The following is a 23,104-nucleotide window of genomic DNA, read 5'->3' on the forward strand; positions in this document are numbered from 1 at the left end:
AATGTATATCAAAATGAGTATTTTGGTATACAGCCCTAGTTGACATAATCCATATTATAGGAAGTGGTTTATTGATTAAGTCAATTAGGATCGGGTGGTTTATGCCCGGTTTTTCTTAAATGAAAGAAGAAATAGTGGAAAAAACGGCATTCGCGTTGTTTTTTAGCGAGTGCCGTAGTTTTTATGCCTTAGACGTGTAAATTTAGTTGAAGTACATATTCTCACCACTAGTTTACATAATATTTATTATGTAAACTAGTCACTTTGGATAATGCTAGGTTCTTAATTGTTTGTCAGCAGTGAGAGCTTGTTAAATCCTCTAGCGATCGTTTTAGCTGTATGGCTATCTGATCCTGGTTTAAGAGGAATACCTTTTTGTGAAGCGAGATCAACGATAGCTTGAGGGGGATACAGTTCCAAACATTCCTCTTTGTACAAGCCGGCAGTGTTCACATCAAGCTCTAATTTATTTTTTTTCATTATGTCTAACAATCGTTCAATCGTGAATTGGTACCCTTGATCGACTGCATATTTACGCTGATATTTGTGAATTAAAGTTAAATGCCCGATTCGATTGGGTTTGTAAGGGCCCAGATCAGCAACTATCGCTTTTTCCAAAGTCTGATAATACCTGTCATATACTGCTTCAACACTGCCAAATAATTGAATGATCCGAGCGAATTCTTCAACACTAAAGTCTACACATACATAATCGTCCATATTTGTTTTTAGCATATGAACGGAAAGGATCGAGTCATCGATCACAGATCCATAATCATTCAAAAAGCTGGTTATTGCTGATTCATAACCTTCGATATAATCTAACTCAAAGCCTAAATTTATCTTTAGCTGAGATTGATAATCTTTTTTTACTTTTTCGATAGTTTGTATATATTGGTCGAGATCAGCCCACTTCATGGCACTGTCCTTATCTGGTGTAGGATCAGAGAAAGATTTTGGAAGAGGTGCATGCTCAGTAAAACTCAATTCCGTTAAGCCTTTAGTAATGGCTTGTTCAATATAAGCTTCGATTTTGTCGTTAGAACCGTGCGGACAAAATGCGGTATGTACATGGTAATCACCATTTATATTCATTATATACCTCCTTTTGTTTCAAATGTTCTTTCTATTGTATACGGTTTAATCAAAAATGAAAAGCATTTATTGACAAAACAACAAAGCTTATGGTAATGTATAATCAACCAAACACTTTACTGCGGTAGAGTGGTAAAACGATAAAGCGTAATAGGATGTGAACTTACATGTTTTTACCAGCAGGTAGCCAGGACGAAACAGGAAATCAAATATCAAATCGGTTACGCGCTTCAGAGATCTTTCGGCTTGTAACCAAAAAACGCAATTTCAAATCAATTTCTACACCGGTTGTAGAATATGCAGATACCTTCACTAACGAGGTTGCAGGTATGGACCTTCATTCCATGCTGAAATGGTTTAATGGGGAAGGTGAGATCGAAGTATTGAGACCGGACTGGACTGCAGCTGTTGCACGGGCGATTGCTGGCCAACATCCATCGGAACAAAAATGGTCGTATCAAGGCAGTGTTTTTCGGTTTGATACAGAAGAAACAGAAAGTCGTCAAGCTGGTATAGAGATTGTGCATGCTGATCGTTTCTTCGGGGAAGCAGAAAGTCTTCTGACAGCTGTCGCTTATTTAAAAAATTTAGCCATCGATTCGTATGTGATTGAGCTTGGCCATACTGGCATTTTTGAAACATTAATAGCAGGTTATTCTTTTTCAGATAAAGAGATTGAAAAGTTGTTACAAGCGATGCATGATAAACGGGCTGATGTAGTCGAAGAGATTGTGACACAGGCAGGTCATCAACAGCTAGCAGATGCATTGCTTGCTTTAATAGACGCTTACGGTTCCAAAGAAGTTATTAATGACTATCGCAAACGTTGGGCAGGTCATGATGAACTAACCGCGATATTGGCACATATAGAAAGATTAATAGATTTATTGGAAGCTTCCGGTGTTACAGAAGTCATAGTAGACCTTGGTCGTGTTAAGAATTTGCCATATTATGATGGCATTATGTTTCGTGGTTTTCTGACTAACGATGGATCAACTTGTTTTTCAGGTGGCAGATACGATCGTCTGTATGAACAATTTGAACAAAAAACATCTGCAGTAGGCCTTGCTTTTTATGTGGATGTGTTAGCGAAGCATATGAAGGCTGAAGCAGAGCCGGAAAAAATTTGTATTCTTGCTTCTCCCAAGACACATGCGATCGCTGAACAATTCCGAATGGAACTGGATGAACAGGTAGTGGATATCCAATATGAGTTGAAAGAGGGCATAAGGTACCACCGTACGTATCAAGTGGTAGAAGAGGACAATGAATATAAGGTGGTTGAACGATGAAACCAGTTATTGCATTAACAAAAGGTCGCTTAGAAAAGCAATTTTTAGAGTTTTTTGAGAATGTAGGGTTCGATGTGGAGCCATTGAAGGAAAAGGGTAGAAAGCTGCAAATCGAAACCGAAGAATTTGAAATATTTTTCGCTAAAGGTGTCGATGTTACCACATATGTGGAGAATGGTATAGCCGATATTGGCGTTGTTGGTGGGGATATTCTGATCGAGCATCAGCCGGATGTCTATAATTTATTTCCGCTTCCATTCGGTCATTGCAGAATGGCGTTAGCTACCAAAGAAGATTATCAATGGCCAGATCAGAAGAAGCGGATTGCCAGTACCTTTACCAATATTACCAAACAATATTTCAAGGAAAAAGGTGAGTCGGTAGATATTATAAGATTAGAAGGATCTGTAGAATTGGCACCGATTTTAGGTCTAGCTGACGCGATCGTCGATATCGTTGAGACTGGCACCACATTAAAAGAAAATGGGCTTGCAGTGCAGGATGAATTTTTATCTTTCAGTGCGAGATTGATTGCAAACAGGTCCTCATTGAAAATTAAGCGAAATCAATTAGTACCCGTAATCGAACGGTTTAAGGAAGGAGCGAAACAACGATGATTCCTGTATTAACAGCAGATGCTTTTTTAGAGAAAGCACAACCGGGTCGAACGAACAGTCAGGATCAGCAGCAATATTTACAAGCAGCAGCTGCTATCATTGCCGATGTACAACAGGATGGAGACAAAGCTGTCCGCTCTTACATTGAGAAGTTTGATGGTACACCGCCAAAACAATTTCTAGTAACAGAAGAAGAACGTCAGGCAGCATGGGATAAAGTCGATAACCGCGTTATCCGATCCTTGCAGCGAGCTGCTGATAATATCCGTGATTTTCACAGTAAACAAGTAATGAATTCCCGCGTTATGCAAGCAGATAGTGATATCATGGCAGGTCAACTGTACCGGCCGATTGACCGAGTAGGTATCTACGTGCCGGGTGGAACAGCTGTTTATCCTTCGTCAGTTCTAATGAATGCTATTCCAGCTGTATTAGCAGGAGTCGGTGAAGTGAATATGGTAACACCTGTAAAAGACGGAGAAGAATTAGCACCTATTCTGGCAGTTGCAGCTGATATTGCAGGAGTTAACCATATTTATCGAGTAGGTGGTGTGCAGGCGATTGCGGCACTTGCTTACGGAACAGAGTCGATTCCAAAAGTTGATAAAATAGTTGGACCAGGAAATGCTTATGTTGCAGCGGCAAAAAAATTGGTATATGGGGATGTTGGTATTGATATGATTGCAGGCCCGAGTGAAGTAGCGATCATTGCCGATCAAACAGCTAACCCTGCTTACATTGCCGCGGATTTAATTGCACAGGCTGAACATGATGTAAATGCTCGTGCTTTTCTGATAACAACATCGGAACCACTTGTAACAAACGTACAAGCTGAATTAGAAAAACAATGCAGTCAACTGCCACGTAAGGCCATTGCATCTGAATCATTAATGCAAAGAGGGGCATGTGTTATTGTGGATACCTTAGAGGAAGCTTTCCAAATTTCCAATCAAATTGCACCAGAGCACCTGGAAATACAAGTAGCAGACCCTTTGGCTTGTTTAGGAAATGTACGTCATGCTGGATCTGTTTTCTTAGGGGAATATACACCAGAAGCATTGGGAGATTATTATGCCGGTCCAAACCATGTATTACCTACTTCCGGTACCGCAAGATTTTCATCCGGCTTATCAGTCGATGATTTTATTAAGAAAACAACTTATTTGTATTATTCACAACAAGCTTTGAAGCAGGCTGGCAACGATATTGTAGCGATTGCCAATCAGGAAGAACTAGAAGGACATGGATATGCAGTGAGAAAACGTTTGGAGGAAGAATAATGAGAACAGCGACTAAACAGCGTAAAACATTGGAAACATCAATTGACATCTCTGTTAACCTGGATGATCCAACAGAAGTATCCATCGAAACAGGTGTTGGTTTCTTTGATCATATGCTCGAAGCATTTGCTCGTCACGGCCGAATCGGTCTGGTGATTAAAGCAGAAGGTGATTTACACATAGACAGTCATCACACTGTTGAAGATGTTGGGATCGTTCTTGGTCAATTGATCAAAGAAGCATTAGGTGACAAACAATCCATTAATCGTTTTGGCAGTGCCTACGTACCAATGGATGAAGCGTTAGGATTTGTAGCACTTGACATCAGCGGAAGACCTTATCTTGTTTTTGATGCACAGTTTAACAATCAGCGATTAGGTAATTTTGATACAGAGCTGGTGCAGGAGTTTTTACAAGCATTTGCTTTTCAATCTGCTATTACCTTGCATGCGAAAGTTTTATACGGAGAGAACTCACATCATAAGGTCGAAGCAGTGTTTAAAGCTTTGGGAAGAGCGTTAGGAGAGGCAATTCGAATCAATCCAGCTATTAAAGGAGTAAATTCCACAAAGGGGTTAATCGAATGATTGCAATTGTAGATTACGGCATGGGCAATGTCGCAAGTGTCAAAACCGCTTTCGAACGTTTAGGTTATCAAGTGATGATTACAGATTCGATCGAACAGCTGGAGCAAGCAAGCCACATTATCTTACCGGGAGTCGGTTCTTTTCAGGCAGCAGCAGAAGAAATTAACCAACGCCAATTAAAGGAACCGTTGATCCGATTGGCAAAAGAAAAACCTTTTCTGGGAATTTGTCTTGGTATGCAGTTGTTATTTGAAACAGGTTATGAAAATGGTATATCAGATGGGCTCGGATTAATTCCGGGCAATGTAAATGTTATAGAAACGGAATATATTTTGCCACATATCGGTTGGAATCAACTGCAAATTGAAAATCAAAATCAAACATTTGCGCCACTTGAAGGGAAGCATGTCTATTTTGTTCATTCCTTCCAAGCACAAACGGAACAAAATTATCTTGTTGCTACCACAGATTATGGTGCGAAGATACCTGCCATTGTGCAAAATGGACTCGTATACGGTATGCAATTCCATCCTGAAAAAAGTGGTGAAGCAGGTGTAGAATTGTTAAAGCTGTTCATGCAGGAAACGACGATGGATGGGGGTGTTCGATCATGATAGCCAAGCGTATTATTCCCTGTCTAGATGTGAAGGAAGGGAAAGTGGTCAAAGGAACAAACTTTGTCGGCTTACGAGAACTTGGAGATCCTGTCGCCATGGCTTCCAGTTACTCAAAGGCTGGTGCAGATGAAATCATATTTTTAGACATATCTGCCACAAATGAAGGCCGTCAAACAATGGTCGATATTGTCAGACGTACAGCAGAACAAGTATTTGTGCCATTTACGGTAGGTGGTGGTGTCCGGACAATTGAAGATGTCAACCGTCTTTTGAAAGCAGGTGCTGATAAAGTAGGCATGAATTCAGCTGCAGTTGCCAATCCTCAACTGATCACAGAATCATCCGATCGCTTTGGTGCGCAATGTACCGTTGTAGCAATTGATGCGAAACGTGTCGGTGATAAATGGCATGTGATGACACACGGCGGATCAAAGGATACAGGAATCGACGCCCTTGAATGGGTTAAGGAAGCAGAAAAAAGAGGCGCAGGAGAGATTTTATTAACGAGTGTAGACACCGACGGGGTGAAAGACGGTTTTGATCTTGCGTTAACGGAAGCAGTAGTGCAAGCAATTCGTATTCCCGTCATTGCATCCGGCGGAGTTGGTAAACCGGAGCACTTCCCTGAAGTATTTAATCAAACGAATGTTTCGGCAGGATTAGCTGCTTCTATTTTTCATGAGAATACTTTTACAATTGAACAAGTAAAAGACGTATGTAAACAACAAGGAGTGAACATTCGTGAGGCCTGATTTTTCAAAGGGATTAATTCCAGCAGTAATAACAGATCATCATACGAAGGAAGTATTAATGGTAGCATACATGAACGAGGAAGCGTATGAGAAAACGCTCGAAACAAGGCAAACTTGGTTTTATTCTCGTTCTCGTGAAGAATTGTGGAATAAAGGTGCAACATCAGGAAACACGCAAGAAGTACAGTCAATGGACCTTGATTGCGACCAGGATACATTACTGATTCAGGTAATTCCAGCAGGACCGGCTTGTCATACCGGTGAACGCACATGCTTTTTTAACCGGGTAGCGGAGAAAGAAGATATGGTGAATAATGCCATTATAGAGCACGTAATGACTGAAGTGGAACAACGGAAATCAGAATCAGTAGAAAATTCGTATACCAATTATTTGTTTGATAAAGGCGTAGACAAGATCGGCAAAAAACTGATTGAAGAGGCGGGAGAAGTCGTGATCGCAGCTAAAAATGATGACAAACAGGAAATCACCAACGAAGTCAGCGATTTGTTGTATCATACGTTGGTTATGCTGGCAAATCAAGGCGTCTCCTTGCAAGATGTGAAACAAGAGTTAACGAATCGCTTTGCAAAGAAAGGGAATAGCAAAGGGGATCGATCTGAGATAAAGAAGTGGTAATTGTATTAGAAAAACAGGCAGCTGCATAAGTGCCTGTTTTTCTGTTTAATCCCAATTTTCTTTGATAAATTCATCTCTGCCGGATTTTGCCCGGTCTTCATCGTATTCCTGTTTATTTGTTAGATAAAAATCCTGATGATACGCTTCAGCAGGATAAAAAGCTGATGCAGGCAGTACTTCAGTTACGATGTCTTTTTTAAAGCGATTAGATGCTTGTAATCCTTGTTTAGAAGCTTCTGCTAATTGATGCTGCTCCTGATCATGATAGAAGATTGCTGTTCGGTATTGAGGGCCACGGTCTTGGAATTGCCCTTGATCATCTGTCGGATCAATTTGTGGCCAGTATAAATCTAATATTTGCTGATAAGATATCTTATCTGGTTCATATGTAATCTGGACGGCTTCATAGTGACCAGTATTTCCTGTTTTAACGTCTTCATAGCGGGGGTTTTCAACATGTCCGCCAGTGTATCCGGAAATGACACTTTCGACACCATCCCATTGATCAAACGGCTTGACCATGCACCAGAAGCATCCCCCTGCAAATGTTGCTTTGTTAAATTTTTTCTCCATTAAAATTACTCCTTCATATTGCAAAATCACTCTGTAGCATTTAATATACAAGTTATGTTAGTAGAAGTAAACGAATAAAACTCAAAGGGTGAAATAGATGTCTGATAAAGATCATATTCTTGTCGTAGACGGCATGGCATTATTGTTTAGAGGTTTTTTTGCAACATCATTTACAGGTAATTTTATGCACAATAGCAAAGGGGTACCGAGAAATGGTTTATTTGGTTTCTTGAATTATTTCACGAATTCGATGGAAACTTTTCAACCTACACATGTTGTTTGTTGTTGGGATATGGGAAGTAAAACGTTTCGTAACGAATTATACGACGGTTACAAATCAAATCGTGATGCGCCACCTGAAGAACTGATCCCACAATTTGATTTAGCAAAAGAGATAGTGACTGCTTTTCAAGTCCCGAATATCGGAGTGACCGGATTTGAGGCAGATGATTGTATTGGTACACTCGCCAAACAACTACACAAGGAACACGAAGTAACAGTTGTTACCGGTGACCAGGACTTACTGCAACTGGTAGATGAGAACATAAATATTGCGATCATGAAAAAAGGACAAGGTAACTACGATGTATTTACTGCAGATAATTTTTATGAAAAGAAATCATTGACTCCACATCAAATTATAGATTTAAAAGGGTTAATGGGCGATTCGTCCGATAATTATCCAGGGATCAAGGGGGTAGGCGAAAAAACAGCAATGAAACTGCTGCAACAATATGAAACAATCGATAATATGTTAGCAGATAAAGAGAATTTGACTAAAGGCATGCAGAAGAAGCTGGAACAGTATGCAGAAGACCTTACGATTTCACGTAAACTGGCAGCCATTCATACCGAGGTTCCACTTACTTTCTCAATGGAAGAGGCTCTATTTAATAAAGATCTTAGTACGATTCACAGCTATTTACAAACAGAACTGGAATTCAAAAATCCTGGTCGCTGGTTAGATAAATTACAAGAATCTTCATAAGGGACAGCGTTACTGAAAATAGCATGGGTTATAACAAAAGAGTGTAACTTAGAACACGACTAATCAAACAAATAATAGTTACTGTAAGAATTGAAGCAAACTGCGAAGTAATGACACTTTAGTGATGAGATCATTTTGTAATAGATAATCACGCTTTTTCTAGATCTGTTTTAGAACTTACTTCGCAGTATATAGATACAGCGTAAGAGAAAAAGCCGAACATAACATGAATCCTGCTATGGGGATTCCGTGTTGTGTTCGGCTTTTAAGTGTTATTGCATTTTTTGCATAAGCGAGAAGAATTCGATAATAAATTCGTAAAAGACTTGTTCAGATGGAGCGAGTTTTCTTTTTTTCGGAATTATAACACCGACTGTTCTTGTTAATTCGGGATTTTTTATGGCTACTTTAGCACTGTAAAATGGATTCAAATCGTTAAATGCACTCTCTGGCAGTAAGGTAATTCCGATACCTGCAGCGACCAACCCTTTAATTGCATCCAAATCTTCTCCCTGTGACGTAGCGATTGGATCGAAACCTGCACTTTTACAGCCATCGATAACGAGCTGGTGTAAAACATATCCTTTTGGGAATAATACGAACGACTCGTCTTTTAGTGTCGGTAAATCAATGACACCTTTTGTCGCAGCGGGATGCGAAATTGGTACTAATGCATAAAAATTCTCATTAAACAAGACTTCACCTTGGATGTCTGGAAGATCATCTGGAACTGGACCGATAAACGCAACATCTATTTCTCTGTTTTTAACAGCGTCAATTAAAAAATTGTACGAGCCTTGTCTTAATTGAAATTCTATTTTTGGGTGTTTCTTTTTGAATTCAGAAATAACTGTCGGCAACATATTTCCAGCAAGGCTCGTTGGAAATCCGATTTTGATTGAGCCCCTTTCAGGATCGATAAATTCATCGATTTGTTTTTTTGCATGGTCAATTGCTTTTAAAGCCGATTTGGTATGTGTGAGAAATATTCTCCCGATATGCGTTAATCTAACATTACGGCCATCGCGTTCAAATAATTCGACGCCAAGCTCTGCTTCTAAATTGGAAATCTGTCTGCTGATGGCCGACTGTGCCACATGCAGAACAGCTGCCGCTTCTGACACATGTTCTCTTTCTGCAACTTCCACAAAATAACGTAATTGTCTTAATTCCACATTTTTCACCTCATGATATATATCAATATTAGAACAATTATATATATATTATATATTGTTTAGATTGATAAGAAAACTTACAATATAAATAGACACCTTAAAAGTATATTGAATGGGGGCGACACATATGACATATCGTGACTTGCCTGAAGCCCAAGGGTTGTATCATCCAGATTTTGAACACGACGCTTGTGGTATTGGCTTATATGCACATATAAAAGGGAAACAAACACACGAAATTGTAAAAAAAGGTCTTGACATGTTATGTAAACTAGAACACCGCGGTGGACAGGGAGCAGATCCACTGACAGGTGATGGATCTGGTCTAATGGTACAGATCCCTGATAGTTATTTTAGAAGAGAATGCAAAGACTTTCAACTGCCAGCTGTTGGACGTTATGGAGTTGGTATGTTGTTTTTATCTCAAGATGAGAATGAAAACAAAAATGCAATAAACAAAATTAATGAATTGATCGAACAAGAGGGTCAGAAATTAATTGGTTGGCGTGATGTACCTGTTGATCCAACACATATTGGTAAAGGAGCAATTGAAACATTACCAAATGTTCTTCAGGTATTTATTGAAGCGAATGACGAATTAAAAGATGACTTAGCGTTCGAACGTAAATTATATATTATTAGAAAACAAGCGGAAAACTGGGCAAATGAACAAGGAATTCGCTTCTATTTCCCAAGTTTATCGAACCGCACAATCGTATACAAAGGGTTGCTAACCCCTGATCAGGTAGATAAATTTTATCTTGATTTACAGGATGAAGCGTTTGTATCTGCTTTTTCTCTCGTACACTCTCGTTTCAGTACAAATACATTCCCATCATGGGAAAGAGCACACCCGAACCGTTATCTAATTCATAATGGGGAAATTAATACAATGCGTGGAAACGTAAATTGGATGCGTGCGCGTGAACAACAGTTTGTTTCTGAAGCATTTGGCGAAGATTTAGACAAAATCCTGCCAATTATCAATGGTGGTGGAAGTGACTCTGCTACATTGGATAACGCATTGGAATTCTTCACGCTTGCAGGGCGTAAGCCTGCACACGCTGCAATGATGCTTATTCCGGAACCATGGGATAAGAATGCAAACATGGATGAAAAGAAACGTGCTTTCTATCAGTATCACAGCATGATGATGGAGCCGTGGGATGGACCTACTTCTATTACGTTTACAAACGGGAAACAAATCGGTGCAATTCTAGACCGTAATGGTTTACGTCCAGCTCGTTACTATGTGACGAAGGATGACTACATCATCTATTCTTCTGAAGTTGGTGTTATCGACTACGAAGAGGAAAATGTACTGTTAAAAGAACGTTTAAGCCCTGGGAAAATGCTTTTAGTAGATATAGAAGAAGGACGCATTATTTCCGACAAAGAAATTAAAGAAGAAATCGCGAGTGCTCAACCATACGGTGAATGGCTGGATGAACAAATTGTCAGATTAGATGTAGATGCTGAGGATGATGACTATCTTGATCCGCAATTTATTCAGAAACAAAAAGCATTCGGATACACAACAGAAGATGTGGAAAAATATCTTATCCCGCTTATAGAAGAAGGAAAAGATCCGATCGGAGCAATGGGAAATGATATGCCTTTAGCTGTCTTATCACAGCGCCCGCAAAGTTTGTTTAATTATTTCAAACAATTATTTGCTCAAGTTACGAATCCACCGATTGATGCATACCGTGAACAATTAGTCACCTCTATGCTGACTTGGATCGGCGGTGAAGGGGATATCCTGCACCCTGCAAAAACGAAGAATAGCAGAATTCGTCTGGACTCTCCGATTTTATCGAACACACAACTTGATAAATTAGAAAACAATCAACTTGATGATTTTAAATCAACGGTTATCGAAACATTATTTACAGATAATATGGAAAAAGCTTTAGAAGATGTGTTTGCGCAAGCTAAAGCTGCTATTGAATCAGGTAGCAATATCCTTATCCTTAGTGATAAGAATATGGACGCAAACCAAAAAGCCATTCCGGTATTGTTAGCGGTTAGTGGGCTACACCAATATTTAGTACGTGAAGGTATCCGTACACGGGCAAGTATTATTACTCAATCAGGTGAAGCACGAGAAGTACACCATTTTGCTACATTGCTTGGATACGGCGTGGATGCTATTCATCCATACCTTGTGTATCAAACGTATTATGAATCGATTTTAAATAATCGTCTTGACATGACACTTGCAGAAGTACAAGACAAGTTTATTAGTGTTGCAACGGAAGGTATTATCAAAGTTATGTCAAAAATCGGTATTTCAACCGTTCAAAGTTATCGAGGGGCGCAAATTTTTGAAGCAGTCGGTATCAGTAAGCAAGTAATTGCGGATCACTTTACCGGAACAGCTTCACAAATTGACGGTATCGGTTTATCAGTCATTCAAGAAGAAACAGAGAAACGCCACAAGGAAGGATATAAAGAAGCGATTGAGGAATCCTTAGAACCAGGAAGTGACTTCCAATGGCGTAAAGTAGGGGAGCATCATGCATTTAATCCTACAACCATTTATACCTTGCAATGGGCATGCCGACGTGGTGATTACAGCTTATTCAAGAAGTTCTCCAAAGCAGCAAATGACGAGAATATAGGATCACTAAGACATTTATTCAGCTTTAAGCAATCAAATGCTATTCCGATTGATGAAGTTGAATCAGTAGAGTCTATCTTCAAACGATTTAAAACAGGAGCCATGTCATTCGGTTCCATTAGTAAAGAAGCACACGAAGCATTAGCAATAGCCATGAACCGTATAGGCGGTAAAAGTAATAGTGGTGAAGGTGGCGAAGACCCTGACCGATTTACGAGAGATGAAAATGGTGACTTGCGCTCCAGTGCGATCAAACAGGTTGCATCTGGGCGTTTTGGTGCGAAGAGTCATTACCTTGTGAATGCGAAAGAATTACAGATTAAGATGGCACAAGGTGCGAAGCCGGGTGAAGGCGGTCAGTTACCAGGTATGAAAGTTTATCCATGGGTAGCAGACGTGCGTGGTTCCACTCCTGGTGTTGACTTGATTTCACCACCACCACATCATGATATTTATTCAATTGAGGATTTATCACAATTAATTCATGATTTAAAAAATGCGAATCGTGATGCGAGAATCAGTGTGAAACTGGTTGCCAAATCAGGTGTTGGTACGATTGCCGCTGGTGTTGCGAAAGGGAATGCCGATGTTATTTCCGTTGTTGGTTATGATGGAGGTACAGGCGCGTCTCCTAAAACCAGTATCAAGCATGCGGGTCTGCCTTGGGAATTAGGTCTAGCAGAAGCACACCAAACCTTAATGCTTAACAATTTGCGTGACCGTGTTATTTTAGAAACAGACGGTAAATTACTGACAGGCCGGGATGTTGTAATGGCAGCATTATTAGGTGCTGAAGAATATGGATTTGCAACAGCTCCATTAGTTGCAGTTGGTTGTGTCATGATGCGTGTCTGTCAAAAAGATACATGTCCGGTAGGGGTCGCAACACAAAACCCTGAGTTACGTAAGAAGTTCACTGGTGATCCCGATCATGTAGTTAATTATATGACGTTCATCGCCAATGAAGTACGAGAAATTATGGCAGAATTAGGCTTCCGTACGATAGATGAAATGGTAGGAAGAACGGATGTACTAGAAGTTTCAGACCGTGCGAAGTCACATTGGAAGGCGCAGCATTTAGATTTAACAACATTGCTTTATCAGCCTGAAGGTACTCGGATTAATACAACCAAGCAAGATCATAAACTCGATGAGTCACTTGATCTAAAATATATCTTGCCAGCAGTTAAAGATGCTATTGAAACAGGTGAAAAGGTCGAAGCATCCTATCCAATCAAAAATACGGATAGAGTTGTAGGGACGATTGTCGGTAGTGAAATTTCTAAAAAATATGGGGAACAAGGTTTACCAGCTGACACGATTAATCTTCACTTTACAGGATCAGCAGGTCAGAGTTTTGGAGCGTTTACGCCATCAGGAATGACGATGACGGTAACGGGCGACGCTAACGATTATGTAGGTAAAGGTTTATCTGGCGGTAAAGTAATTGTTCGTGTATCTGATAAAACCACGATTGATCCAGGTAATAACGTTATTGCCGGTAACGTATCGTTCTATGGTTCCACAAGTGGTGAAGCATATATCCAAGGCTATGCTGGCGAACGTTTTGCTGTCCGAAATAGTGGTGCAAAAATTGTTGTAGAAGGCGTTGGAGATCATGGATGTGAATATATGACAGGTGGTCGAGTCGTTATTCTCGGAAATGTCGGCAAAAACTTTGCAGCAGGTATGTCAGGTGGAGTAGCTTATGTGAAACCAGACAACATTGAACAATTTAAACGTCTATGTAACGACGAATTGGTGCAATTTGAAGAGGTTACAGATGAACAAGAAATTGCAGAATTAAAAGAAATGATTACGAACCATTATGAATATACGAACAGTGATAAAGCAGCTGTAACATTACAGAATTGGGAAGAAGAACTCAGCAAAATAGTCAAAGTTATCCCGACAGATTACAAGTTAATGTTACGTCAGATTGATTGGTTTGCATCTCAAGGATTATCTGATGACGATGCTCGTTACGAAGCATTTATGGCAAAGAAAGATAACAAAATGACCGTTACACTAAATCAGGAAGAAGTTCTGACAAAATAGAAAGGAGACAGATGATATGGGGAAAGCAACAGGCTTTATGGAAATAGAAAGGCAATCTGCAAATGAACGTGATCCAGCAGAAAGAATACATGATTGGAAAGAATACTCTGCTCCTTTCTCGGATGAAGTGGCAAAAACGCAAGGAGCACGTTGTATGGACTGTGGTACACCATTCTGTCATATCGGGATGGATATTGATGGGGCAGCTTCAGGTTGCCCTGTCTACAACTTAATTCCGGAGTGGAATGACTTGGTGTACAAAGGGAAATGGAGAGAGGCCTTAGATCGGTTAATGAAGACAAATAATTTTCCTGAATTTACAGGAAGAGTATGTCCTGCACCATGTGAAGGTTCTTGTACCGTGGCAATCAATGATCCGGCTGTTACGATCAAAAATATCGAACAGAAAATTATCGATAAAGGTTTTGAGGAAGGTTGGATAACGCCACGTGTACCTGAGCATCGCACGGGTAAAACGATCGCAATAATTGGATCAGGTCCAGCCGGTATGGCCGCTGCGGATCAATTAAATCAGGCAGGACATGAGGTAACTGTATACGAACGCTCAGACCGCGCTGGCGGATTGCTCACATATGGTATTCCTAATATGAAATTAGATAAAGACGTAGTGGAACGCCGTGTGCAATTGCTACGCGAAGAAGGTGTAATATTTGTTTTGAGCACAGAGGTTGGAAAAGATATCTCTGCTGAAGAAATTAAAGAAAAATATGATTCTGTCATTCTTTGTACAGGTGCCCAAAAACATCGCGATCTTCCATTAGAAGGCCGCGAGGGTAAAGGTGTCCGTTTTGCAATGGATTACTTAACGAGAGCAACGGAAAGTATCTTAGATGATTCCGTAGAAGTGGAAGAAGAATTGGATGCTGATGGTAAAGATGTGATTGTCATCGGGGGCGGGGATACTGGTGCCGATTGTATTGCAACAGCACTGCGTCAAGGTGCAAAAAGCATTGCACAATTTGGTAAACACCCTCAATTGCCAATTAAACGTAATGATAATAATCAATGGCCGGCCTTTCCGCAGGTCTTCAGTTTAGAATATGCACATAAAGAAGCGAAAGAAAAATTTGGTGAAGACATTCGTCAATATTCCATCCAGACAAAGAAATTTGTTACAGATGAAAATGGCAAGTTAAAAGAACTTCACACAGTTGAAATGAAAAAAACTCGCGATGAAAAAGGTATGTTCGTATTTGAAGAAATTCCTGGGACAGAAAAAGTATGGCCAGCTCAATTAGTCTTAATTGCGATCGGCTTTGAAGGAGCAGAACAACCTGTACTAAAAGCATTTGATGTAGAAACAGAACGTAACCGTGTTAATGCAGCGTACGGAGATTTCCGTACCAATGTGGATCATGTATTTGCAGCAGGTGACGCACGCCGTGGACAAAGTCTTATCGTTTGGGCGATTAACGAAGGTAGAGAAGTGGCCTACCAAGTAGACCAATATTTAATGGGCGACACAGCACTACCGTCAGTAGCGAATATGTAAAAAAAGAAAAGTCCCGGCTAAGTCGGGGCTTTTCCTATTATAAAGAGGAATTAATTGAAAAATAACAGCCATATAGTTTACATAATATTTATTATGTAAACTATAAATGTGAATAAAATTCTTTAGCTTGAAAAAGCTTCTGTAGTAATCACATTACGTATGACGCAATAGTGGAAAATCGTACGTTCTCAATCGGATTAGATCCCAGGAGGAGATAATGCCGACTGGTAATTCTGCTGCAGAACCTGTCTTAGTAAGAAGAATGGCTTCTAACTTTATCCCTTTTTGTAAATGAGATTGGAACAGTACTTCAACATCCATTACAGTGGCATCACTGCCTACAATCGCAACATTTTCTTCTTTCGCGATTTCAAATAAATCGCCGATAGTCTGTTCCTTATCTTTTGGCAACAGATCTATGTGGCGGATAACAGTATTTGCAATTTCACCATCCGTTAATAAGCCAACAAATTTACTATCCTGATAAATCGGATATTGTGAGAAGCCTTTTTCCTGTAAACAATGAAATAAGGTATTAACGGATGACTTTAGTTCAAAGAATTCTACTGGCTTTGATGCTATTGTCACAGCTAAGGGAGGTTCTGTCAGTATCGTTGCAAGCTGCTCTATTTCTTTTACTACTTGCTCATGCGGCTCTGCTATGTAGAAATCTTCTTTAATCTTTCGATGGACCATGGCATTTCGTAATTTACTGCATTGTTTTAAAATATGATAGTATTGCTCAATAACCGCATGGTGGTATTTGGCTTTGGTCAAGACTTCAGTAAATGATGCATGGTTGTTCTGTTCTTGTGCATAATCACACAATTTATCGTGAATTTGATTAAACGCAGCTTCAAATCGTGCAGATCGTGCTTCATCCATGATGTATTACTCCTTTGATTTATGCAAATTGTCAGAATAAAAAGGTTGTCATCTTTACTTGTTTAGTAATAAAATAAAAGTCATAGGTTATTTTGCCGAAAAATGATCGAATTCATACAAATAAGGAGTCTTTTTTTATGTCAGAGTATACGATAACTTATATTAAGAATGAAAATCCAAAAGAAAAACCACAATCAGATCAGCTATCTTTTGGTAAATACTTTACAGATCACATGTTTATTCAAGATTATAATCCAGAACGTGGATGGCATAATCAGCGAATTGTACCCTATCAGCCACTAACACTTGACCCGGCTGCTATTGTTTTTCATTATGGTCAAACGGTTTTTGAAGGACTCAAAGCGTATCGGACGAAGCGTAATAACATCCAATTATTCCGACCAGATAAAAACATGGAGCGTCTAAATCGCTCAAATGATAGACTATGTATTCCGCAAATTGATGAAGAATTTGCCATCGATGCGATTAAACATCTTGTACATATTGATCAGGATTGGGTGCCAAATGCGCCTGGTACATCTTTGTATATCAGACCGTTTGTGATTTCAACAGAACCATACTTAGGGGTGTCACCGTCTGCTACCTACCAATTTATTGTGATTCTTTCACCAGTTGGTGCTTATTATGAAGCAGGAATAAACCCTGTAAAAATTGCTGTCGAGAATCAATTTGTTCGAGCTGTCAAAGGTGGTACAGGAGAGGCGAAAACAGCAGGAAACTATGCATCTAGCTTGAAAGCGCAGGAAATTGTTTCAAAAGAAGGATATGCGCAAGTTTTATGGCTGGATGGTGTAGAGAAAAAATACATTGAAGAAGTTGGAAGTATGAATGTCTTCTTTAAAATTAATGGGGAAATTGTAACGCCAGAGCTAAACGGCAGTATCCTTGAAGGTGTTACCCGAAATTCTGTAATTCAAATGTTGAACCACTGGGGTCTTCCTGTGAAAGAAAGTAAAATTACGATGGAAGAACTTTATCAGCATTACCAGAACGGAGAATTGGAAGAAGCATTCGGTTCAGGTACAGCAGCCGTTATTTCGCCAATTGGTGAGCTTGCTTGGGAAGGTAAAAAAATGGTCATTAATGATAGTAAAACTGGTCCGATTGCGAAGCGTTTATATGAAACGTTAACAGGCATTCAATATGGAACGGAAGATGACCTGTTTAATTGGACGACAAAAGTTAGTTATAAATAGGCAATAACACTTGAGATTTACGTAACTATTCCCTATAATAACAGTAGAATAAATAAAAAGTTACGACTAGAGCCAGTAGTGAGTGATATGATGAGAAGAGAATGGAATTCATTGGCTGAGAGATTCCATCATCCGCTATCCTGATGAACCTACTCTAGGAACTGTTAAGGATAAACTTAAACGTTACTCTGCGTTAAAGAGTTAAGAGGATCATAATCAGTTATGATCAACTAAAGGTGGTACCGCGGGAAAACTCTTTCGTCCTTTTTGATAAGGATGGGGGAGTTTTTTTATTTGGTAATGTGCAGATGTGACTAATTCAAATGAAAGCGTGGAAGTTATGGCAAAACAGCGGATTGTGGTGAAAATAGGAAGCAGTTCTCTCACCAATAAAAATGGTGGACTTGATTTGTTGAAATTAAAAGAACATACAGCAGCTATCGCAGCATTAAAAAAACAGCATTATGAGGTGATATTAATCTCATCAGGTGCCGTTTCTGCTGGGTTTTATGATTTAGGGTACCCGACGAGACCAGTAACGGTATCAGGAAAACAAGCAGCTGCTGCCGTCGGCCAAGGACAGCTTGTTCAGGCGTATAATGATGCATTCAGAGAATATGATATGATCGCTGCTCAACTACTGCTAACAAAGGATGTTTTTTCGAGTCAGCTACAATACAGTAATGTGTATCAGACTTTAACAGAATTGTTAAAGCGAGATGTGATTCCGGTTATTAATGAGAATGATACGGTTGCGATCGACGAATTAACCTTCGGTGATAATGACATGTTATCCGCATTGGTAAGTGGGCTTGTTCATGCCGACTTTTTAATTATGCTGACGGATATCAATGGTTTATACGATAAGAATCCGAAAACAGATCCAACTGCTACAAGGTATGAACGATTACCGATGCTTACGGAAGAGATTCTACAACAAACGAAGCATGAATTTGGCTCGAAATTTGGAACTGGTGGCATGAAATCGAAATTACTTGCTGCCAAAACCGCCTTATCTTTAGGAGTAAAAGTGTTCGTTGGAACTGGATCTGGAGAGGATAAACTAATTAAGATAATGGAAGATCGCGGAGACGGTACGTACATCGGCGAAGAACTGAGTAACAGTTACCGCAAACAAAAGCAGTGGATCGCATTCCATTCCAAAATTTCCGGCAGACTGCACGTCGACCAAGGGGCAAGTGAGGCGATCCTTCATCATGGTAAAAGCCTGTTGCCAGCTGGCATTAAGTGGGTAGAAGGTGATTTTGAAGTCGGAAATGTTGTAGATATTGTCTATAACGATACTATTATCGCGAAGGGGCAAGTAAATTATTCGGCAACCGAACTGATTCAATCTAAAGGAGAACAGAGTAAAGTCGCCATGAAGCATTCGGTCAGTAACAGACCGGAAGCTGTTCATCGGGATAGACTCGTATTATCAATAGAGGAGGCATACAATTATGAGTGACTTATTAGAGAAAGCCCAACTTGTGCAGGCGACAACAACAGACCTGGCAGCCGCAAGTACAGCACAAAAAAATGAAGCACTGCAACTCATCTCGAAAGAATTACGTAATCAGAAAGAATTCATAATGGCAGAGAATAACCGTGATATCGAACAAGGTCGCAGCAATGGTTTGCATGAGTCATTAATTGACAGACTTGTCCTGAATGAACAACGAATTGAAGAAATGGCTGACGCAATGCTGCAATTAGCAGAATTAGCGGATCCAATTGGAGATATTTTAGAAGAATGGTCAAGACCAAACGGTTTAAATATTCAAAAGATGCGAGTGCCTATTGGTGTAGTTGGCATGATTTATGAAGCTCGTCCAAATGTGACAATAGATGCAGCCAGTCTTTGTTTAAAAACGGGAAACGCTGTTTTGTTACGAGGTAGTTCCTCTGCTATTTATTCGAACATAGCACTAGTCAAAGTTATTCATGATGCACTCCGGCAATCGGCATTACCAAATGATGCAGTCCAATTGGTTGAGGACACCAGCAGAGCAACAGCTTCTGAAATGTTTAAGCTCAATAAATATTTAGACGTGCTCATTCCTAGAGGCGGCAAAAAACTGATCGACACCGTCGTTGCGAATGCTTCTGTTCCAGTACTTGAAACAGGAGCAGGGAATTGTCATTTATTTATTGATGAAACGGCACAAAAAGATATGGCCATCGATATCGCGATCAATGCCAAGACACAACGTCCTTCAGTCTGCAACTCGATTGAAACCATTTTAGTCGATCGACATTGGGCAGAGCAGCATATGACAGCTCTTGTGTCATCTTTGCAGCAGGCGGACGTGGAAATCCATGGAGATCGTTTCACACAGCAGTCTGGTGATCATGTAATTGCAGCAACAGACGAAGATTATGATACGGAATATTTGGATAAAATCGTAGCAATTAAAGTCGTAGATTCGCTGGAAGAAGCTATTAAGCATATTAATCATTACGGTACCAGTCATTCTGAGTCAATTATTTCTGAAGATGAAAAACGTGTTGTTATATTTATGAATCAAGTGGATGCTGCTGCAGTTTATCACAATTCTTCCACTAGATTTACCGATGGGTTTGAATTCGGTTTTGGAGCGGAAATAGGAATCAGTACTCAGAAATTGCATGCTCGAGGTCCAATGGGATTAGAGGCCTTAACCTCTTCAAAATATTTGTTACATGGTACCGGTCAAATTAAGTAAATTATTTTTCTTTTGCAACAATTCCTGTATAATGGGGTTGGATATAAATACATGGTAAATAAAGGAGTATGAGACATGGCAAACACATTAATTTTTGGACACAAAAATCCGGATACAGATACGATCTGTTCAGCAATTGCTTATGCCGAATTAAAGACGGCTTTAGGGGAAGATGTAGAAGCTGTTCGACTTGGTGAAGTGAACGGAGAAACACAATTTGCATTAGACTATTTTAAACAAGCAGCACCACGTATGGTGGAAAACGTATCTGATGAAGTCGAGCAAGTTATTTTGGTTGACCATAACGAAAGTCAGCAAAGTGCAGAAGATATTGATCGGGTTCAAGTATTAGAAGTAATCGATCATCATCGTATTGCTAACTTCGAAACGAATGATCCATTGTACTATCGTGCTGAACCGGTTGGCTGTACAGCGACTATTCTAAATAAACTCTACAAAGAACATAATGTGGAGATCAAAAAAGAAACAGCAGGCTTGATGCTTTCTGCAATTATTTCCGATTCATTATTATTCAAATCTCCAACATGTACGGACCAGGATGTTGCAGCTGCCAAAGAATTAGCAGGAATCGCAGGTGTTGATACAGATACGTATGGTCTTGATATGCTAAAAGCTGGTGCTGATTTAAGTGATAAGACACCACAAGAATTAATTAGCCTTGATGCAAAAGAATTTGATATGAATGGTAACAAAGTAGAAATTGCACAAGTAAACACGGTAGATATTAACGATGTTCTTTCGTTACGCAGCGAAATTGAGCCTGTAATTGAGAAAACAGTAGCAGATAAAGGGTTAAAGCTATTTGTATTTTTAATTACGGACATTTTAAACAATGATTCTGTTGTGCTAACAGTCGGTGAAGCGGGAGATAAAGTAGCAGAAGCATTTGATGTAACTTTAGATGATGCTACTGCTACCTTAAAAGGCGTAGTATCTCGTAAGAAACAAGTTGTACCAAATTTACAAAATGTATTTTAATAAGTATGGTGAAAGAGGTATTATCATCGATAATACCTCTTTCTTATAAAATAAGCATATACCTGCAGTTTTAGAAGGAATCATGCTGATTAGGAACTGTTTGTCTAAGGTAGCTAAATTAACAGTGCAAAAAGTACAAGAGAAAATTCGGCACTCGTTGAGAGAGCAATGCCGGATAAGGAGATGCCGATGATTATTACTACAGCGGGTCGAACGAATGCCCACTACGTCCACGAAGCGCAAGCATTAGCAGAGCAATATCAAATCACATATATCGAACGAAAAGGTGTAGCTGTAGAGCGATTAAAACAGGAGTATCACACAGATGTACTGGTGGCAGGTAAAAATGGGTTATACCTATCTCCTCAAGAACTGCAATCTGATGTTTTTTTCCATCCTAACGTGGCAATGGTGCGAGCGAAACGGTTATTTAAAGGTGAAGAAGATCCACTGATTCAGGCAACGGGACTGAAATCAGGAATGTCATTTCTGGACTGTACGCTAGGGTTAGCGTCAGATGCAATTATCGCAAGTATTGCTGTTGGTCCAAGTGGTATCGTTACAGGAGTGGAGGGAAGTTTTCCGTTGTATTTATTAGTTAAAGAGGGACTGAAACGTTATCAATCTGGTAATCAAGCGCTCCTTGATGCGATGAAACAAATCGACGTGAAGCAAACGGCGCATTTGCCATTTTTGCAGAATACAGAGACCAATGCATATGATGTTGTTTATTTTGATCCGATGTTCCAGGAGAAAATAGACAGTTCAGATGGGATAAAAGGGTTGCGTTCCAGATCCATAACGGAAGCGATAACAGAGCGAACGATTGCAGAGGCAAAACGGGTTGCACGAAAGCGAGTTGTATTAAAAGACCATTATAAAAGTGAGCGATTTACTGAGTTTGGGTTTAATCAACAAAGAAGAAAAACGGCTTTGTTTCATTACGGTATTATCGAGATATCTTAATCTAGTTCGTTTGCAAGGGCAGTCATAATGGCACCGATTGCTTGTATCCAGTTACCGATCGTATTTACGCTTTCAGCCTGCTGCTTTAGTTGGCTGGAGAGTGCTTGGAGACTGTTTCCAATTACTTGCAATAAGTTGCCATAGCCGTTATATATAATGTCAATGGACATAGCTTGCTGCCTCGCTTGCATGAAACTGATTGACCCGCCTAAAGCCTGAAGTACATTTCCCTGCGTATTGAGTTGATTCTGCAAGGCTTCATCAATATGAAGCTGTAAGGCAGCCACCTCCGTTATGTTCCCTGCTGCTTGGATTTCATTCGCAAGACTATCCATATCAGTGATGGAGATCTCATCTACCTGTAGCGCATTCCCGGTTGCCTGCATGACATTACCAATTAATTGAAGGTTATCCTGACATTCTGCTGGTAATTTTAATGCAGGCGTACTTCCAATAGCAGCAAAAACAGTTCCTGCTGCTTGCACCCATCCACCTAATTGCTGCTGCTCTTTTGCAACCATTAAT

At 39.8% G+C, this 23,104-nt stretch carries 20 protein-coding genes and 1 other annotated feature; of the genes, 15 read left to right on the plus strand and 5 right to left on the minus strand.

The genetic code is table 11. The annotated features are described in order from the left end of the window. Window positions 1-282: 282 nt before the first annotated feature. Window positions 283-1,095 carry a histidinol-phosphatase HisJ gene (gene hisJ / locus MUN87_RS02150; RefSeq protein WP_244745906.1) on the minus strand — a complete coding sequence of 271 codons (813 nt, stop codon included), beginning with the start codon at window positions 1,093-1,095 and terminating at the stop codon, window positions 283-285. A gap of 167 nt (window positions 1,096-1,262) precedes the next feature. On the opposite strand from hisJ, the gene MUN87_RS02155 reads away from it, so the two are divergent. Genes MUN87_RS02155 through hisIE form a run of 7 tightly spaced genes read left to right on the plus strand, consistent with a single transcriptional unit; the run spans window position 1,263 to window position 6,877 of the window. Then, the gene (locus MUN87_RS02155; RefSeq protein WP_244745908.1) at window positions 1,263-2,387 is read left to right on the plus strand and encodes an ATP phosphoribosyltransferase regulatory subunit; all 1,125 of its coding nucleotides are present in this window, start codon (window positions 1,263-1,265) and stop codon (window positions 2,385-2,387) included. Beyond that, window positions 2,384-3,004, plus strand: a complete 621-nt coding sequence (gene hisG, locus MUN87_RS02160; RefSeq protein WP_244745911.1) for an ATP phosphoribosyltransferase — start codon at window positions 2,384-2,386, stop codon at window positions 3,002-3,004. Before MUN87_RS02155 ends, hisG begins: the two co-directional genes overlap by 4 nt. After that, complete coding sequence (gene hisD / locus MUN87_RS02165) at window positions 3,001-4,284, plus strand: histidinol dehydrogenase (RefSeq protein ID WP_244745913.1); 1,284 nt, start codon at window positions 3,001-3,003, stop codon at window positions 4,282-4,284. The genes hisG and hisD overlap by 4 nt, the downstream gene beginning before the upstream one ends. Further along, window positions 4,284-4,871: an imidazoleglycerol-phosphate dehydratase HisB gene (gene hisB / locus MUN87_RS02170; protein ID WP_244745915.1), complete on the plus strand. Its 588-nt coding sequence runs from the start codon at window positions 4,284-4,286 to the stop codon at window positions 4,869-4,871. The genes hisD and hisB overlap by 1 nt, the downstream gene beginning before the upstream one ends. Beyond that, window positions 4,868-5,485, plus strand: coding sequence for an imidazole glycerol phosphate synthase subunit HisH (gene hisH / locus MUN87_RS02175; protein WP_244745917.1), 618 nt, complete (start codon window positions 4,868-4,870; stop codon window positions 5,483-5,485). The genes hisB and hisH overlap by 4 nt, the downstream gene beginning before the upstream one ends. Then, a complete protein-coding gene (gene hisF / locus MUN87_RS02180) occupies window positions 5,482-6,240 on the plus strand; it encodes an imidazole glycerol phosphate synthase subunit HisF (RefSeq protein ID WP_244745919.1) in 759 nt (252 codons plus the stop codon). Before hisH ends, hisF begins: the two co-directional genes overlap by 4 nt. After that, window positions 6,230-6,877 carry a bifunctional phosphoribosyl-AMP cyclohydrolase/phosphoribosyl-ATP diphosphatase HisIE gene (gene hisIE / locus MUN87_RS02185; protein WP_244745921.1) on the plus strand — a complete coding sequence of 216 codons (648 nt, stop codon included), beginning with the start codon at window positions 6,230-6,232 and terminating at the stop codon, window positions 6,875-6,877. The genes hisF and hisIE overlap by 11 nt, the downstream gene beginning before the upstream one ends. A gap of 45 nt (window positions 6,878-6,922) precedes the next feature. On the opposite strand, the gene msrA is transcribed toward hisIE, so the two are convergent. Next, window positions 6,923-7,450, minus strand: coding sequence for a peptide-methionine (S)-S-oxide reductase MsrA (gene msrA, locus MUN87_RS02190; RefSeq protein WP_244745923.1), 528 nt, complete (start codon window positions 7,448-7,450; stop codon window positions 6,923-6,925). A 97-nt stretch (window positions 7,451-7,547) separates the two neighbouring features. Between msrA and MUN87_RS02195 the strand changes: the two genes are divergently transcribed. Beyond that, the gene (locus tag MUN87_RS02195) at window positions 7,548-8,438 is read left to right on the plus strand and encodes a 5'-3' exonuclease (protein WP_244745926.1); all 891 of its coding nucleotides are present in this window, start codon (window positions 7,548-7,550) and stop codon (window positions 8,436-8,438) included. Window positions 8,439-8,710: 272 nt separating this feature from the next. Here the strand turns inward: MUN87_RS02195 and gltC are convergent, their stop codons facing one another. Next, a complete protein-coding gene (gene gltC / locus MUN87_RS02200; protein WP_244745927.1) occupies window positions 8,711-9,613 on the minus strand; it encodes a glutamate biosynthesis transcriptional regulator GltC in 903 nt (300 codons plus the stop codon). Between the two features lie 127 nt (window positions 9,614-9,740). Between gltC and gltB the strand changes: the two genes are divergently transcribed. Together gltB and MUN87_RS02210 are read left to right on the plus strand one after the other, a co-directional pair. After that, on the plus strand, window positions 9,741-14,294 hold the full coding sequence (gltB, locus tag MUN87_RS02205; protein ID WP_244745929.1) for a glutamate synthase large subunit: 4,554 nt from the start codon (window positions 9,741-9,743) through the stop codon (window positions 14,292-14,294). Between the two features lie 16 nt (window positions 14,295-14,310). After that, on the plus strand, window positions 14,311-15,807 hold the full coding sequence (locus MUN87_RS02210; RefSeq protein ID WP_244745931.1) for a glutamate synthase subunit beta: 1,497 nt from the start codon (window positions 14,311-14,313) through the stop codon (window positions 15,805-15,807). Window positions 15,808-15,960: 153 nt separating this feature from the next. Here the strand turns inward: MUN87_RS02210 and MUN87_RS02215 are convergent, their stop codons facing one another. Further along, window positions 15,961-16,692 carry a CBS domain-containing protein gene (locus MUN87_RS02215; RefSeq protein ID WP_244745933.1) on the minus strand — a complete coding sequence of 244 codons (732 nt, stop codon included), beginning with the start codon at window positions 16,690-16,692 and terminating at the stop codon, window positions 15,961-15,963. Between the two features lie 137 nt (window positions 16,693-16,829). Between MUN87_RS02215 and MUN87_RS02220 the strand changes: the two genes are divergently transcribed. The 5 genes from MUN87_RS02220 to MUN87_RS02240 all read left to right on the plus strand — a co-directional run bounded on the left by MUN87_RS02220 (window position 16,830) and on the right by MUN87_RS02240 (window position 22,579). Then, window positions 16,830-17,909, plus strand: coding sequence for a branched-chain amino acid aminotransferase (locus tag MUN87_RS02220; RefSeq protein ID WP_244745935.1), 1,080 nt, complete (start codon window positions 16,830-16,832; stop codon window positions 17,907-17,909). 53 nt (window positions 17,910-17,962) lie between these two features. Next, window positions 17,963-18,178: a binding site (T-box leader), on the plus strand. 71 nt (window positions 18,179-18,249) lie between these two features. After that, on the plus strand, window positions 18,250-19,377 hold the full coding sequence (gene proB / locus MUN87_RS02225) for a glutamate 5-kinase (protein ID WP_244745937.1): 1,128 nt from the start codon (window positions 18,250-18,252) through the stop codon (window positions 19,375-19,377). Beyond that, entirely contained in the window at window positions 19,370-20,614 is a 1,245-nt protein-coding gene (locus MUN87_RS02230) for a glutamate-5-semialdehyde dehydrogenase (RefSeq protein WP_244745940.1), read from the plus strand. The genes proB and MUN87_RS02230 overlap by 8 nt, the downstream gene beginning before the upstream one ends. 75 nt (window positions 20,615-20,689) lie before the next feature. After that, on the plus strand, window positions 20,690-21,613 hold the full coding sequence (locus tag MUN87_RS02235; RefSeq protein ID WP_244745942.1) for a manganese-dependent inorganic pyrophosphatase: 924 nt from the start codon (window positions 20,690-20,692) through the stop codon (window positions 21,611-21,613). A gap of 189 nt (window positions 21,614-21,802) precedes the next feature. Beyond that, the gene (locus tag MUN87_RS02240; protein WP_244745944.1) at window positions 21,803-22,579 is read left to right on the plus strand and encodes a class I SAM-dependent methyltransferase; all 777 of its coding nucleotides are present in this window, start codon (window positions 21,803-21,805) and stop codon (window positions 22,577-22,579) included. Here the strand turns inward: MUN87_RS02240 and MUN87_RS02245 are convergent. Further along, window positions 22,576-23,100: a DUF6944 family repetitive protein gene (locus tag MUN87_RS02245; protein ID WP_244745945.1), complete on the minus strand. Its 525-nt coding sequence runs from the start codon at window positions 23,098-23,100 to the stop codon at window positions 22,576-22,578. The genes MUN87_RS02240 and MUN87_RS02245 overlap by 4 nt on opposite strands. Between the last annotated feature and the right edge of the window lie 4 nt (window positions 23,101-23,104).

This window comes from Gracilibacillus salinarum (genome assembly GCF_022919575.1).
Classification (GTDB): domain Bacteria; phylum Bacillota; class Bacilli; order Bacillales; family Amphibacillaceae; genus Gracilibacillus; species Gracilibacillus salinarum.

Coding starts and splice junctions, on each gene's coding strand:
- MUN87_RS02230 (WP_244745940.1), top strand. CDS start 19,370: ATGAGTGACTTATTAGAGAAAGCCCAACTTGTGCAGGCGACAACAACA.
- hisJ (WP_244745906.1), bottom strand. CDS start 1,095: ATGAATATAAATGGTGATTACCATGTACATACCGCATTTTGTCCGCAC.
- MUN87_RS02240 (WP_244745944.1), top strand. CDS start 21,803: ATGATTATTACTACAGCGGGTCGAACGAATGCCCACTACGTCCACGAA.
- proB (WP_244745937.1), top strand. CDS start 18,250: ATGGCAAAACAGCGGATTGTGGTGAAAATAGGAAGCAGTTCTCTCACC.
- hisB (WP_244745915.1), top strand. CDS start 4,284: ATGAGAACAGCGACTAAACAGCGTAAAACATTGGAAACATCAATTGAC.
- MUN87_RS02195 (WP_244745926.1), top strand. CDS start 7,548: ATGTCTGATAAAGATCATATTCTTGTCGTAGACGGCATGGCATTATTG.
- gltB (WP_244745929.1), top strand. CDS start 9,741: ATGACATATCGTGACTTGCCTGAAGCCCAAGGGTTGTATCATCCAGAT.
- MUN87_RS02220 (WP_244745935.1), top strand. CDS start 16,830: ATGTCAGAGTATACGATAACTTATATTAAGAATGAAAATCCAAAAGAA.
- MUN87_RS02215 (WP_244745933.1), bottom strand. CDS start 16,692: ATGGATGAAGCACGATCTGCACGATTTGAAGCTGCGTTTAATCAAATT.
- hisH (WP_244745917.1), top strand. CDS start 4,868: ATGATTGCAATTGTAGATTACGGCATGGGCAATGTCGCAAGTGTCAAA.
- hisD (WP_244745913.1), top strand. CDS start 3,001: ATGATTCCTGTATTAACAGCAGATGCTTTTTTAGAGAAAGCACAACCG.
- hisG (WP_244745911.1), top strand. CDS start 2,384: ATGAAACCAGTTATTGCATTAACAAAAGGTCGCTTAGAAAAGCAATTT.
- MUN87_RS02235 (WP_244745942.1), top strand. CDS start 20,690: ATGGCAAACACATTAATTTTTGGACACAAAAATCCGGATACAGATACG.
- MUN87_RS02155 (WP_244745908.1), top strand. CDS start 1,263: ATGTTTTTACCAGCAGGTAGCCAGGACGAAACAGGAAATCAAATATCA.
- MUN87_RS02210 (WP_244745931.1), top strand. CDS start 14,311: ATGGGGAAAGCAACAGGCTTTATGGAAATAGAAAGGCAATCTGCAAAT.
- msrA (WP_244745923.1), bottom strand. CDS start 7,450: ATGGAGAAAAAATTTAACAAAGCAACATTTGCAGGGGGATGCTTCTGG.
- MUN87_RS02245 (WP_244745945.1), bottom strand. CDS start 23,100: ATGGTTGCAAAAGAGCAGCAGCAATTAGGTGGATGGGTGCAAGCAGCA.
- hisF (WP_244745919.1), top strand. CDS start 5,482: ATGATAGCCAAGCGTATTATTCCCTGTCTAGATGTGAAGGAAGGGAAA.